This is a genomic window from Duganella sp. BJB476 (genome assembly GCF_003416895.1).
Taxonomy (GTDB): Bacteria; Pseudomonadota; Gammaproteobacteria; order Burkholderiales; family Burkholderiaceae_D; genus Rugamonas.
This window is the reverse complement of sequence record NZ_QVIO01000001.1, coordinates 785,741-799,729: the sequence shown is the minus strand read 5'-3', so window position 1 is coordinate 799,729 and position 13,989 is coordinate 785,741. Positions and strand designations below refer to the sequence as shown.

Annotated in this window: 9 protein-coding genes; 3 read left to right on the top strand and 6 right to left on the bottom strand. The window is 63.3% G+C overall.

What is annotated here, in order from left to right; genetic code table 11:
• Positions 1-44: 44 nt before the first annotated feature.
• The 4 genes from D0T21_RS03490 to D0T21_RS03475 form a co-directional block, all read right to left on the bottom strand.
• Complete coding sequence (locus D0T21_RS03490) at positions 45-992, bottom strand: family 43 glycosylhydrolase (RefSeq protein WP_116988432.1); 948 nt, start codon at positions 990-992, stop codon at positions 45-47.
• A gap of 19 nt (positions 993-1,011) precedes the next feature.
• Positions 1,012-2,364: an MFS transporter gene (locus D0T21_RS03485; RefSeq protein WP_116988431.1), complete on the bottom strand. Its 1,353-nt coding sequence runs from the start codon at positions 2,362-2,364 to the stop codon at positions 1,012-1,014.
• Positions 2,365-2,468: 104 nt separating this feature from the next.
• Positions 2,469-5,366, bottom strand: a complete 2,898-nt coding sequence (locus D0T21_RS03480; RefSeq protein WP_116988430.1) for a TonB-dependent receptor — start codon at positions 5,364-5,366, stop codon at positions 2,469-2,471.
• Between the two features lie 184 nt (positions 5,367-5,550).
• Positions 5,551-7,086 carry an AMP nucleosidase gene (locus D0T21_RS03475; RefSeq protein WP_373886652.1) on the bottom strand — a complete coding sequence of 512 codons (1,536 nt, stop codon included), beginning with the start codon at positions 7,084-7,086 and terminating at the stop codon, positions 5,551-5,553.
• 104 nt (positions 7,087-7,190) lie between these two features.
• Between D0T21_RS03475 and D0T21_RS03470 the strand changes: the two genes are divergently transcribed.
• Genes D0T21_RS03470 through D0T21_RS03460 form a run of 3 tightly spaced genes read left to right on the top strand, consistent with a single transcriptional unit; the run spans position 7,191 to position 12,519 of the window.
• Entirely contained in the window at positions 7,191-11,222 is a 4,032-nt protein-coding gene (locus D0T21_RS03470) for a Pls/PosA family non-ribosomal peptide synthetase (protein ID WP_116994274.1), read from the top strand.
• A complete protein-coding gene (locus D0T21_RS03465) occupies positions 11,219-11,803 on the top strand; it encodes a 4'-phosphopantetheinyl transferase superfamily protein (RefSeq protein ID WP_116994273.1) in 585 nt (194 codons plus the stop codon). Before D0T21_RS03470 ends, D0T21_RS03465 begins: the two co-directional genes overlap by 4 nt.
• Positions 11,800-12,519, top strand: a complete 720-nt coding sequence (locus D0T21_RS03460; protein WP_116988426.1) for a polysaccharide deacetylase family protein — start codon at positions 11,800-11,802, stop codon at positions 12,517-12,519. The genes D0T21_RS03465 and D0T21_RS03460 overlap by 4 nt, the downstream gene beginning before the upstream one ends.
• Here D0T21_RS03460 and D0T21_RS03455 read toward each other — a convergent pair.
• Positions 12,516-13,040, bottom strand: a complete 525-nt coding sequence (locus D0T21_RS03455; protein ID WP_116988425.1) for a hypothetical protein — start codon at positions 13,038-13,040, stop codon at positions 12,516-12,518. The two genes, D0T21_RS03460 and D0T21_RS03455, sit on opposite strands and share 4 nt — an antisense overlap.
• Positions 13,041-13,069: 29 nt before the next feature.
• Complete coding sequence (bla, locus tag D0T21_RS03450) at positions 13,070-13,927, bottom strand: class A beta-lactamase (protein ID WP_373886660.1); 858 nt, start codon at positions 13,925-13,927, stop codon at positions 13,070-13,072.
• Between the last annotated feature and the right edge of the window lie 62 nt (positions 13,928-13,989).

Genomic DNA, 13,989 nt, shown 5'->3' with positions numbered 1-13,989 from the left:
GGAATAAACCCTCTCGGCCGCCGCAATGATTGGTGCAGTCTCGCTCAGGTGATAGACGGTTTTCCGAATACCGGCATGCCCTGCCCGTCCCACTTCAGCGGTTTGACGTAGGTGTGCCGGTCCGGGTTCCACAGCGGATCGCCGATAATCTCGGTATAGGTGCGTGCATGATAAACCAACATGACGGTCTCGCCATCATCGCCGATGGTGAAGCTGTTATGTCCCGGTCCGTACACGCCATGCTCGTAGCAGGTTTGCAGCACTGGCTGCGGCAGTTTGGTCCATGATGCAGGGTCCAGCAGGTCGGCGTTTTCGTCCGCCCACAACAGGCCCATGGCGTAGTTCTCATCGGTGGCGCTGGCCGAATAGCTGATGAAGATCTTGCCGTTCTTCTTCAGCACCGACGGGCCTTCGTTGACCCAGAAGCCGCGGACCTCCCAGTCGAATTCGGGCTTGCTCAGCATGACCGGTGGGCCGCCCAGCTGCCACGGCGTCTTCATCGGCGCGATGTACAGGTTGGAATTGCCCTCGATGGCGACGTCCTTCTGCGCCCACAGGTAATACAGCTGCCCCCTGTGACTGAAGGTGGTGGCATCCAGGCAGAAGGTGTCGATGCCGGTATCGACCTGGCCCATGAACTCCCACTCGCCTTCCAAGGGATTCGGATTGGCGTTGCGGATCGCGTACATGCGGTGCTGGAACAGCTTGTGTTTGATCTCGCGGCTAGGTGCGGCGGCAAAGTAGACGTACCATGCGCCGTCGTTGAAGTGCAGCTCCGGCGCCCAAACCAGTTCGCTATACGGACCGGTGTCCGGCTTGTGCCAGACATCGACCTTGTCCGCATCCGCCAGGCCGGCGATGGTCTTCGCGCGGCGCAGCTCGATGCGGTCGTACTGCGGCACCGAAGCGGTAAAGTAGTAATAGCCGTCGCTGTGACGAATGATAAAAGGATCGGCGCGCTGCTCGATCAGCGGAGTGAGTACATCTTCCATTGCTTCGATTTCCAAAAAATTAGACTGCCACATAGCCCTTGACTCCCATTTCCGCCTTGACCTCCGTGTAGTACTTGTCGTTGATACGATACTTGAACATCAACAGTCCCATCACGGTGTGGAAGAAACCTGGAATCAACGTCATCATCAGCACGATGCCGTGCAGCGCGTAGGCGGTCTGCTCGACGTTGGGCACATAGGCGAAATGCGTCAGCAGCTTGCCGACCAGGACGCCGGCGATGCCCATGCCCGCCTTCTGGCAGACCGAAATGCCGCCGAAAGCGAAGCCCGATACACGCTTGCCCGTCTTGACCATGCCGTAGTCGATGGTCTCGGCGATGGCCGACCAGAACACCGGCGCATGCAAGTCCACCACGAACGACAGCAGGAAGTACAGCACAAACGCCAGCACGGTGTCGCCCGGCCCGACGAAAAAATACATCGCGCCGCTGATCAGGCCCACGCCGATCTGCGTCCAGCGGAACAGATTGACCTTGCAATAGACCTTGGTGATCCACGTGGAAGCGATCATCGACACAATGGCGGCCACCACGCCGGTGGACAGGAAGGCCGAGATGGTCGGACCGTCCGCGCCGAGGTAGTATTTTGCGTAGTAGATGGCCACCGAGCCACGCACCACATAGCCGATGGTGCCGGTCACGCAGACGCCGCACAGGATCAGCCACTGGTCGTTCTTGACCAGCACCTTCACCTGCGCCCACAGCGACTGGCGCTGCACCACGTGCCGCACGCGCTCCTGGGTGGTAAAGAAGCAGAACAGGAACAGCAGCACGCCCATGCCTGCCATCACGGCCATGGCGAACTGGTAGCCGGCCGCAGCGTTGCCGCCGCCCCAGCGCTCCGACAGCAGCGGCACGATCACCGTCACCATGAAGGCGCCGATCTTGGCGAAGAACAGGCGGTAGCCGTTGGCGGACAAGGTCTCCTGCGGATCCTTGGACAAGGCGCTGGGCAGCGAGATGTAGGGAATGCCCACGCCCGCCGTCATGATGGTCATGATGATGTAGGTCGAGTAGGCCCAAACCAGCTTGGCGCTATAGCCCCAATCGGGCGTGGTGAAGACGAAGAACACGCTGAGCCCATACGGCACGGCCAACAGCAGCAGCCACGGACGGTAACGCCCCCAGCGGCTGGTGACGCGGTCGGTGATCTGCCCCATCGTCAGGTCGGCCATCGCGCCGACGAACTTCACCACGCCGAACATCATCGCCAGGTCGACCGTCTTCAGGCCGTAGATATCGGTGTAGAAGAAGGTGATGATCAACATCATCGACGAAATCACCACATTCAGCGCCATGTCGCCGGCGCCAAAACCCACTTTTTCCAGCAACGATAATTTTTGATTCGACATCGAATACTCCACCAGGTTGTCATTCCCGCTAGCGGGAACCCCATCTGGCGCCGGCAAGCCGGCAGCAAATGGGATCCCCGTCAGCGTCAGCTCCTCAACACAGATCACATCTTCCAGCGCAAGCCAACCGAGACCGAACGTCCGATCTGGAGTGTACCGAAATTGGTCAGTTGCGCGTTACCCGCATCACCGAAGTGGTAGTACTGCTGCTGCATTTCGTTCGTCAGGTTGACTCCACTGATATCGACCGACATATTGTCGTTGATTTTGTAGGAGATTTGCATGTCGACACTCTTTTCCGGATGACGCCAGATGCCAATCGGATTTGCAAACAAGGCGGCTTCGTTGCTGGCCAGGAAGCCGGAGCGCCAGACATAGGACAAGCGCGTGCTGATCGGGCCCTTTTCGTAAGCCAGGGTGGCGTTGTAGGAGCTGTTGGACACGCCGAAGAACGGTGTCTCGAGCTGAGAGACGATGACGCCGGCATCATTGGCATCAGGCACGTTCTGCGACGAGGTCAGTCGCGTATAGCTGCCCTGGAATCCCAGGCCGTCCAGCAGGCTCGGCAGCCCCTTCGGGAAGTAGATCAAGCCAAGCTCGGCGCCACTGATCGTGCCGTTGGAGGCGTTGACCGGCGAGTTGATGACGTAGTCATAGCCGTTCGTATGGTCGCCGCCCGAGGTCGAGTTGCGGAACGGGTCGTTCGCCGGATCGACGTGTACCTTGCGACGCAAGCCCACGACCAGGCCGTCGATCTTGCGCTTGAACGCAGTGCCGTAGAGTGCGCTGTCCTTCTGGAAATACCACTCAGCCGTCAGATCCAGGTTCTTGGAGCGCGTCGGTTTCAGGTCCGGATTGCCGCCGCTGCCCGAGCCGTAACCCACTTTCGAAACGTCGTCACCGAGTTGCAAGACAGGATTCAGATCACCGAAGTTCGGGCGGCGCAGGGTTTCACCATAGTTAAAGCGCAGCACTACGTCCTTGGATGGGTCGTAAATCAGCGTCATGCTGGGCAAGACCTTGCTGGTCGACTTGCTGGCACTGGACGGCGTGACCGCCTTGGTGGTGGCATCCACCTTATAGAAGGTCATGTCGGTATCGACCTTGACGTAGCGCACGCCGAAATTGCCGCGCAGGCGATGGCCGAACAGCTCGTTTTGGGTATTCCCCATCAGGAACAGGTTGCTCGTCTTTTCTTCGACCCCGAACGTCTTCTGCAGGCTCAGCTTGTCCGTTGTCAGGAAGTTCGGATCAGTCGAGCTAAACAGCTTACGCCAGTCGTCGATATGGTCGCGGATGTAGTAGGCATTCGGCTCCACCCACGAGCGCGGAACGTCCGAAATGGCCGTCCCGAAGTTCGAGTTGGTGGAGGAATACTCCGAACCCAGCGAGGCGAGGTTGCGGTTCAAGGTGCCCGATTGGGTCCGGTTAGCCTCCGACGCCTTGCGGTCGTCGAAGCGCGCGCCGAAGTGGATCGTCTCCAGCGGCCCCCAGCTGGTATCGTAGACGCCCGACAGATTGGCCGTCGCGGCGCTGCCCGTATTGCGGTTGGCGTTATCGTAGAACTGCGCAACATTCCACTTGGTCGCGTCGGTCAGGTCGGCATCGTTGTTGAAATGGAAGGCCGTGTTGCCGCCGCCGGCATTGAAGTCGACGTTGATGGAAGGTGCAACGCGATCAATCCGGGTGGCGGTGAATTCCGAGTGATAGGTGCTGGTCTGGTACGACACATCGCCTTCCAGCTTCAGGCGGTCGCCAACGTTCCACTTGCCATTCAGGGCATAAACGTAGGAATCGGTTGCCGACGTGGTGTAGTCGCCGCTGTTGAAGCCATAGACGTTATTGACTTTACGGCTCTTGATAACGTTGGTTCCCGGGTACGTCGTCATCGTCCCCGCAGGGTTGCTGCCGAGATCGCCCCACCAGTCGACAAAGCTGAACAGCAACTGATTGAAGGACTTGTCACGATAACCGTTGTACATCGATTCGAAGGTGTAGACCGAATCACTGTTCGGTTTCCACTGCAAGGCGAGATTGGCGGCGGGACGCTCTCGCTTCCCCTGAACGTCGCTCTGGAAAACGGCGTCACGCGCCAGGTAATAAGGATAGGCTTTGCCGTTGAAATCCAGCGTTGAACCCGCTGCCATCGGCAAGCCGGTATGGGTACCAGGCGTCCAGATATTGTTGTCGAAGATGCGCTGCAAAGGCGTGTAACCTGGCGGAACTTCGGCGGCATTGGGGCTGGCAAACGGCACCATGGCGCCAGGCGTCACACTTTCATTGCGGTACTTCGTCTCGCTGGCCGACAGATTGACCAGGGCGCCGACTTCGCCGATGCCGGTTTCCCAGCGGTTGCTTAACATGGCGCTAAGCTGCGGGTTCGCCTTTTTCGCAGGATCGAGATAGGTTTCGCGCGCCGAAAGCGACACTTTCGGTCCCTTGAAATCGAATGGCCGAAGCGACTTGACGTCAACCTGGCCGGCAATTCCGGTGTCCAGCTGGCTGGCGTCGCGCGTCTTGTAGACGTCAATCTGGCGAACCAGGGTCGAGGGAATGTCCTGCAGCGCGACCTGCGTGCCGGACGCTGTGAAAATATTGCGGCCATTCCAGGTGGTTTGGACGTCGGGCAGGCCACGAATGGACAAGGTGCCGACTTCGCCGCCGGCGCGGTTGGTGACCTGTACCCCCGTAACGCGCTGCAGCGCTTCGACGACATTGTTATCGGGCAGCTTGCCGATGTCTTCGGCAACGACCGATTCCACGACCTGGTCGCTGGTGCGCTTGATCGCCAGGCTCTTGATCAGCGATGCCTTGACGCCCGTGACGACCACGGTCGCGGTGTCGGGCGCGGTGTCCTTCGGTTCCGTCTTCTCGGCGGCCGCCTGCGCCCACACCGAGGCGCTGCTGAGCAGGCCGGCCGCGGCCAGCACCGCGACGCCGGTTTTCAGGACGAGGCGATGCGTCGCCTGGGACTGGGAAGTCCCGGTTGATATGATGTTCATACGTCTCCTGTGTTATCTGTTTTATAGTTTTGTGCAGCAACCTCGAAATCATCTTAGGGTCTGGCTAAAAAACAAACCAATCAATTTTTTCCGGTTTTCGATACCGAAAAAAGTATCGCCACAGGTAGAGAAAGTGAAAAAAAAGCCCGCATTCGGCGGGCTTTCATGCATTTTTTGCATAGATTTACTGGAAAGCGACTTCCGTGAAACTGCGTAACTTGCGGCTATGAAGCTTGTCCACGCCCAAGGCGCGCAGCAGTTCCAGCGCCCGGATGCCGATGCGCAAATGCTGGTCGACACGCTCGCGGTAAAACTGGTTAGCCATGCCCGGTAACTTGATCTCACCATGCATGGGCTTGTCGCTCACGCACAACAAAGTCCCGTACGGCACGCGGAAACGGAAACCGTTGGCGGCGATGGTGGCGCTTTCCATGTCCAGCGCGATCGCCCTGCTCTGGCTGAAACGGCGCTCCGGCGTGCGTTGCGGCAGCAGTTCCCAGTTGCGGTTGTCGGTGCTGGCGACGGTGCCGGTGCGCATCACGCGCTTCAGGTCGTGGCCGGTCAGCTGCGTCACCTCGGCCACGGCGGCCTCGATCGCCACCTGCACCTCGGCCAGCGGCGGGATCGGCACCCACAGCGGCAAGTCCTCGTCGAGCACATGGTCTTCGCGAACATAGCCGTGCGCCAGCACGTAATCGCCCAGTTGCTGGGTGTTGCGCAGGCCGGCGCAATGGCCCAGCATCAGCCAGGCATGCGGGCGCAGCACGGCGATATGGTCGGTGATGGTCTTGGCATTGGCCGGACCGACCCCGATATTGACCATCGAAATGCCGGTGCCGTCGGCGCGGATCAGGTGGTAACCAGGCATCTGCGGCAGGCGCGGCAGCGGCGCGCCGTGGGCGTCGCTGGCCTGGACCGCCTGGCCGACGCGGCGCGTGACCATATTGCCAGGCTCGATGAAGGCGATGTAGTCGTCGCCCGGCGCGCCGGCGGCCTGGCCCATCAGCTCGTGGCCCAGCTTGACGAATTCGTCGATATAGAACTGGTAGTTGGTGAACAACACAAACTTCTGGAAGTGCTCGCACGAGGTGCCGGTGTAATGGCGCAGCCGTTGCAGCGAATAGTCCACGCGCGGCGCCGTGAACAGCGACAGCGGCTGCGCCTCGCCCGGCGGCGGCTCGTGGGTGCCGTTGGCGATGCCGTCGTCCATCGCGGCAAGGTTGGGCAGGTCAAATACATCGCGCATCAGCAGGCGCCGTTCCGCGCTCATATTGCCTTCGATGTGCTCGTGCTCGGCAAACGAAAAGTGGATCGGAATCGGCTGCGAACTGGTGCCCACCTCGATACGCAGGTGATGGCTGCCGTGATTCTTCAGCAGCAGCTTGAACTGTTGCTGGTAGTAGCGGGCGAACAGGTCCGGCCGGGTCAGCGTGGTTTCGTAGGTGCCGGGGCCGGCCACAAAGCCGAACGCCAGCGTCGAATCGGCGCGGGCCACGGTGTCGGTATGGACCCGCACAAAGGGGTAGCACCCGCGCACGTGCTCGCCGACGTCCTCGCCGGCGACAAAGCGTTTCATGGCGTCGCGCAAGTGGGCGACGTTGGCCTCGTAGATGGCCAACACCTGTTCATAAGCGGCAATCGGATCGTCAAATTGCATGGGGGCGATAAACGGACGGGTCGGTGACATGCGGCTCCTTCGTGACACAGGGGAAGATCCCATATTTCTTATTGTAAAGGCTGTAAGCGGAACTTGCATTCTTCCTCTATTGGAACGCACAGCCGTACCGTACAATGACACCCGCCGACACAGAATAAAGTTTCAACATGAACGACCCAGTAACGCCGCACATTCCACAATCGCATCCAGACATCCTTTACGGGAAACCGCAAAGCGACTTGCTGCGCGAGGAAATCCTGGCGGACCTGCTGGAAGCAAGCGCCGCCCGCACTCCCGACCAGACCGCCCTGATCTTCGGCGACCGCCGCCTCAGCTATCGCGAATTGAACGCCCAGGCCGACCTGGTGGCCGCGCGCCTGATCGATGCCGGCGTGCAGCCGGGCCAGATCGTCGGCCTGTGGCTGCCGCGCGGGATCGAGCTGCTGGTGCTGCAGGCCGGCATCGCCAAGGCCGGCGCCGCCTGGCTGCCGGTCGACGAGGACACCCCCGTCGACCGCCTGCAAGTCTGCCTGGACGACGCCGACGGCGCCGGCGTGCTGACCTGCGCCGCCCTGGCGCCTCGCCTGGCCGCGCTCGACACTTTCAGCCGCCCCGTCTGGACTGCCGAAGCGCTGCTGGCCGCCCCCGCCGCCGGCAGCACGCTGTCGCGCCGCGGCGCCGTGTCGCCCGACGTGCCGGCCTACGTCATCTACACTTCCGGCTCGACCGGCAAGCCGAAAGGCATCCTGATCACCCAGCGCAGCATCTGCCACTTCCTGCGCAGCGAGAACGCGGTGCTCGGCGTCACGGCGCAGGACAAGGTGTATCAAGGCTTCTCGGTGGCCTTCGACATGTCGTTCGAAGAGATCTGGATCGCCTACCTGGCCGGCGCCACGCTGTGGATAGGCCCCAAGGAAATCAGCGGCGACCCGGAAACGCTGCCGCGCATGCTGGACGAGAACCAGGTCACGGTGCTGCACGCCGTGCCCACCCTGCTGGCGCTGTTCAATCAGGAAGTGCCCAGCCTGCGCCTGATCAACCTGGGCGGCGAGATGTGCCCGGAATCGCTGGTGGAGCGCTGGTCGCGCGCCGGCCGGCAGATGTTCAACACCTACGGCCCGACCGAGGCCACGGTCTCGGCCAGCCTGGCGCGCCTGCAGCCGGGCCATCCGGTCACCATCGGCACGCCGCTGCCCAACTACGGCCTGCTGGTGATCGACACCAACGCCATGCCGGCCTTGCGCCTGCTGCCGCGCGGCGAGATCGGTGAGCTGTGCATCACCGGTCCCGGCCTGGCGGCCGGCTACCTGGGCCGCCCGGACCTGACCGAAGAAAAATTCCTGGCCAATCCGTGGTCCAGCGGCCAGCACGACGCCCGCCTGTACCGCACCGGCGACCTGGCCCGCATCGACGCCGACGGCGAAGTACTGTGCCTGGGCCGCGCCGACGACCAGGTGAAGATCCGCGGCTTCCGCGTGGAGCTGGGCGAGATCGAAGCCGTGCTGGCGCAACAGGAAGGCGTAGGCACCGTCGCCGTCCTGCTGCGCAAGGACGACGGCATCGACCAACTGGTGGCCTACATCGTGCCGGAAGCCGGCGCTACGCTCGACACCAAAGCCCTGCGCGCCAGCCTGGCCGCCAAGCTGCCGCCGTACATGGTCCCCGGCCGCTACGAAATGCAGGAAGCCATGCCGCGCCTGACCTCGGGCAAAATCGACCGCAAGGCGCTCAAGGCCATGCCGCTGAGCGCACCGCCGGCCGGCGGCAACGAAGATTCCGACCTGCCCGAAACCCCGGCCGAAGTAGCGCTGTTCGCCGCGCTGGCCGCGCTGTTCCCCGGCCAGCCGGTGCTGCGCCAGGCCGACTTCTTCACCGACCTCGGTGGCCACTCGTTCTTCGCCGCGCGCCTGGCCTCGGCCCTGCGCGCCGATCCGCGCTTCGCCCACATCACCGTGCGCGACATCTACCAGCAACGCCAGGTCGGCAAGATCGCGCAGGTGCTGGCCGACGCGCCCATCGCGGCCGAAGTGGAAGCCGACTGGACGCCGCCCTCCACGCTCAAGCGCTGGACCTGCGGCCTGGCGCAAGTGGCCGCGATGCCGGCACTGGTGGCGCTGCGCATGGCGCAGTGGCTGGCGCCGTTCTTCACCTACCACTTCTTCACCGGCGATCCGGGCGACTCGGTGGCGATCGCCATCGCCGCCTCGGTCGGCGTGTTCCTGCTGGCGACCATCGGCGAATTCGCCATCGCCATCGCCGGCAAATGGCTGATCGCCGGCCGTCTGAAGGCTGGCGACTATCCGCTGTGGGGCGTCACCTACTACCGCTGGTGGCTGGCCGACCGGCTGGTGGAAGCGGCGCCGGCCTACCTGCTGAGCGGCTCCTCGCTCAGCGCCTGGTGGCTGCGCGCGCTGGGCGCCAAGGTGGGCAAGGATGTCATCATCGGCTCGATGACCCTGCGCTCGCCCGATTTGCTCAGCATCGGCGACAACGTCAGCATCGGCAACGCCGTCAATTTCGAGAACGCCCGCGTGCAGCGCGGCCGCCTGCTGCTGGGCCAGATCACGCTGGAAGACGACGCCTGCGTCAGTTCCTTCGCCGTCCTGGAAGGGAATACGCATATCGAAGCGCTGGGCCACCTGGAAGGCCAGTCGGCGCTGAGCGACGGCATGCGCGTCCCGGCTGGCCGCGTCTGGGCCGGCTCGCCGGCGCGCGATACCGGCGCATTCGACACCGCCCGCCTGCCGCCGCGCCCCCAGGTCAGCGCCGCGCGCCGCATGGGCGAAGGCCTGTTCTTCATCTTCGGCATCCTGCTGATCGTCACGCTGTTCTTCATGCCGGTGTTCCCGAGCTTCGTGCTGATCGACTGGTTCGACGAACAAGGCTGGCTGCCGTGGATCCAGGGCGACGACCTGCGCATCCAGCTGCTGCGCTACTTCCTGCTGGCCTTCCCCGCCAGTACGGTGCTGATCGTGCTGACGGCATTGCTGTCGGCCGGCATCCGCTGGAGCGTGCTGCCACGCCTGCAGCCGGGCCGCTCGGCCATCCACAGCAACACCTACTGCGCCAAATGGCTGGTGAGCCAGATCCAGGAATCGAGCCTCAACGTCCTGCACGGCATTTACGCCACGGTGTTCGCGCCGTACTGGTATCGCCTGCTGGGCGCCAAGGTCGGCAAGGATGCCGAGATCTCCACCGCGCTGGGCGTGGTACCGGACATGCTGACCCTGGGCGACGAAACCTTCATCGCCGATGCGGTGATGCTGGGCGACGAGGAAATCGACGGCGGCTGGATGATCATGAAGCCGACCGTGATTTCAAACCGCAGCTTCGTCGGCAACGGCGCCTACATCCCGGACGGCACCATCCTGCCGGAGAGTGTGCTGATCGGCGTGCACTCGCGCGCGCCGGACAACGAACAGATGAAGAGCGGCGATACCTGGCTCGGCTCCCCGCCGATCAACCTGCCCGCGCGCGAGCAGACCAGCGGCTATCCTGAAAACCTGACCTTCCATCCGTCGCCCATGCGCCGCCTGGGCCGCGGCCTGATCGAGGCATTCCGCATCGTCGCGCCGCATGCGCTGGTGATCGCGGTGGGCTACACGCTGGTGCTGGCGGTGATGCCGGCCGCCGGCGCGGGACGCTGGTCCGAAGTGACGTGGGACCTGACCCTGGCGGGCCTGGGCTACGGCATCGGCAATTACTTCTTCGTGGTGCTGTTGAAATGGCTGCTGATCGGCCGCTATCGCAAACAGTCGGAGCCGATGTGGACGCCGTTTGTCTGGCTGTCCGAAGGCGTGACCAATCTTTACGAGGGCATCGCCGTGCCGAACTTCATGCGCTACCTGCGCGGCACACCGTGGCTGCCGCTGGCGTTCAATATGCTGGGTTCCCACATCGGCAAGGGCGTCTACCTTGACACCACCGACATCACGGAATTCGATTGCGTCCACATCGGCGACCATAGCGAGCTCAATGCGCTGACCTGCCCGCAGACCCATTTGTTCGAAGACCGCGTGATGAAGATCGACCGCGTCACCATCGGCAAGGGCGTCTACATGGGTCCGCGCAGCTCGGTGCTGTACAGCGCCGTGGTCGGCGACAACGCCCGTCTCGGCGCGTTGACGCTGGTGATGAAGGGCGAGCAGATTCCCGCCAACGGCTACTGGGCAGGCTGCCCGGCGGCGCCGGCGCGATGACCGCGTTGATCGTCTCCCCTTGGCCCGGCCCGGTGCCGGCGCCACAGGACGGCCTGTTCGTGATAGGCGTGACCACCAGCGTGGAGCGGCCACGCGCGCGCGAACAAATCCGCTCGGCGGCACGCGCCGCGCTGGCCGCGGTGCTGGGCGTCGATGCCGTCGACATCCTCATCGACAGCACGCCCGGCCAGGCGCCACGCATCACGCTGGCCGGCGACGAGAGCGCCATCGGCTGCTCGTTCACTCACGAAGACGGATATTCGCTGGCCGCCATCAACCTGCATGGCGCGGTCGGCGTCGATTTGATGCGGGTGGAGGAAATCTTCGACTGGCAGGCGGTGGCGCGCGACTATCTCGGCCCGGAAGTCTGCGCCACGCTGGCCGCGACGCCCGCCACCGAACAAACTCTCGCATTCGTCCGCGCCTGGACCAGGCACGAGGCCACGCTCAAATGCCATGGCATTCAACTTGCCGAATGGTCGGAGGAGATTGCGGCGCTGGCGATACCCACGCGATCGGCCCTGCTCCCAAATAATCTGCTGGCCTCACTGGCTTGCCTATCTTGGGACTCGATCAAATGAAAATCGCGATGACAGGCTTGCTGCTGTCGCTGGCTGGAATAGCCGGCGCCACCGGCTGCGGCCCCGACCAACTGGGCACCGCCCGCACCATCACGCTGAAACGCGAGGCCGCGCTGTACGGCGCCTTGCAGCACGCGCCGCTGCCGCTGAAAAAAGGCGAAGTGGTACTGACCTTCGACGACGGCCCGGTGCCGGCAACCACGCCGCTGGTGCTCAAGGCACTGGCGGACCAATGCGCGCAAGCCACCTTCTTCATGGTCGGCAGCAATCTGGAGAAATCGCCTGAACTGGCGCGGCGCGTTGTGGAGGAAGGCCATACGACCGGAGTGCACAGCCAGACGCACGCGAATCTGACCATGATGAGCGCGCAGGAGCAGCTGGCCGACCTTCGTCAAGTGCAGGCAGCCTACCAGGCGGTATTCGGCAAGGCCACGCCGGCCTATCGTTTCCCCTATCTGGAGGAGACACCCACCATGCTGGCGGCGCTCAAGGAGGCCGGCATCACCGTGATGTCGATAGACCTCGGCATCAACGACTGGCTGCCGGAAGACACCACCGACATCCTGGTGCAGCGCCTCGTCAAGAGCCTGGACGACACCGGCGGCGGCATCATCCTCATGCACGACGTGAACGTGCCGACCGCGCAAGCGCTGCCGGCGCTGCTCAAACTACTCAAGCAGCGCGGCTACAGCGTGGTGCATCTGGAGTGGAACTAGGCGGCGGCGTCGAGGAAGAAGATGGCGGTTACCTTGGCCGGGGTTTTCTCGGTAGGCTTGTCGATCTGGACCTGGGCGCAGTCTTCGGCCACCAGGCTGCGCCAGTTGCCGACGCCGGCGGCGGAGAAGATCGTATGCGCCTTGGAGCTCATGCTCATGTCGATCGCCAGGCGGGCATTACGCTCGCCGGTCTTGGCGTAGTTCACGCCACGCAGTTCGATGCCGAAGGCGGTCAGCCAGGGTTCCCACAGGCCCGATTCCACACCCTTCACGATGCGGTTCAACATTTCTTCCAGCGTCAGGCCCTTTTTCACCACGGCGCGCAGCAGCGCCAGCGACGGCGCATGGCGCACATCGGTGCTCTGCTTGCCGGCGCCGCTCTCGCCTATCGCCTTGGTTTCCTTGGAAAACGCCGCATCGCGCTCCGTGTAGTCCCGCATGCGCGAGTAAAACTCGGCGTTCAGGAAGGGATTCGCTACCCGGCCCGTGGGCGCGGGCGCTGCTTGTTTCTTGTTCGTCATGATCTGGCCTTAATGTGTAAGGCCGTAGTTTAACCGACTCGGAAGGCTTCGACGACTATCCTGGTCGCCTCGGCGAGGATCTCGCTGCGTGCCTTGTCATCCTTGCCGGGCTGGGTGAGGTAGATCACCAGCACGATCGGCGCCTTGCCCGGCTGCCAAATGACGCCGATATCGTTGGTGCTGCCATAGTCTCCGGTACCGGTTTTGTCGGCCACCAGGCTGCCGGACGGCACGCCGGCGCGGATGCGGGTGTCGCCGGTGGTATTCCCCAGCATCCAATCCTTCAGCTGCTTGCGCTGCGGCGCGCCCAGGCCGTCGCCCAGCAGCAGCTTGTGCAGCGACTCCGCCATAGAGGCAGGCGTGGTGGTGTCTCGCGGATCGCCGGGCAGCGCGGTGTTGAGCTCTGTTTCGATGCGGTCCAGCCGGAATTCCATGTCGCCTATCGAGCGCGCAAACGCCGTCACTGCGGCCGGTCCGCCGATCTGCTGCATCAGCAGGTTGGCCGCCGCGTTGTCGCTGGTCTGGAGGGTGGCCTCGCACAGCGCCGCCACCGTCATGCCTTTGCCGACATGTTTTTCGGTGACCGGCGAGTAGGTCACCAGGTCTTTTTTCGTGTAGCGCACGCGCTTCTTCAGCAGCGCCGGCTCCCTGGTCAGCACGGCGGCGGACAGCATCGTCTTGAAGGTGCTGCAAAACGGGAAGCGTTCGTCGGCGCGATGCAGCAGCCGGCGGCCGTCGCCCGTGTTCAGCGCGGCCACGCCCAGGCGGCCGCCCGATTCACCCTCCAGCTTGGCCAGCAGCGCCGCCGCCGAAGTCGGCGCGGAGGCCGGGGCGGAGTCCAGCAAATCGGCGGCATTGGCGAAGGGGGCGGCGACAAGCGCCAGCATCAGGGCACGGCGGGAGGCGAAAACAGTCATGGTGCGCGGGTGTAAGTTAAACAATGTTTTGC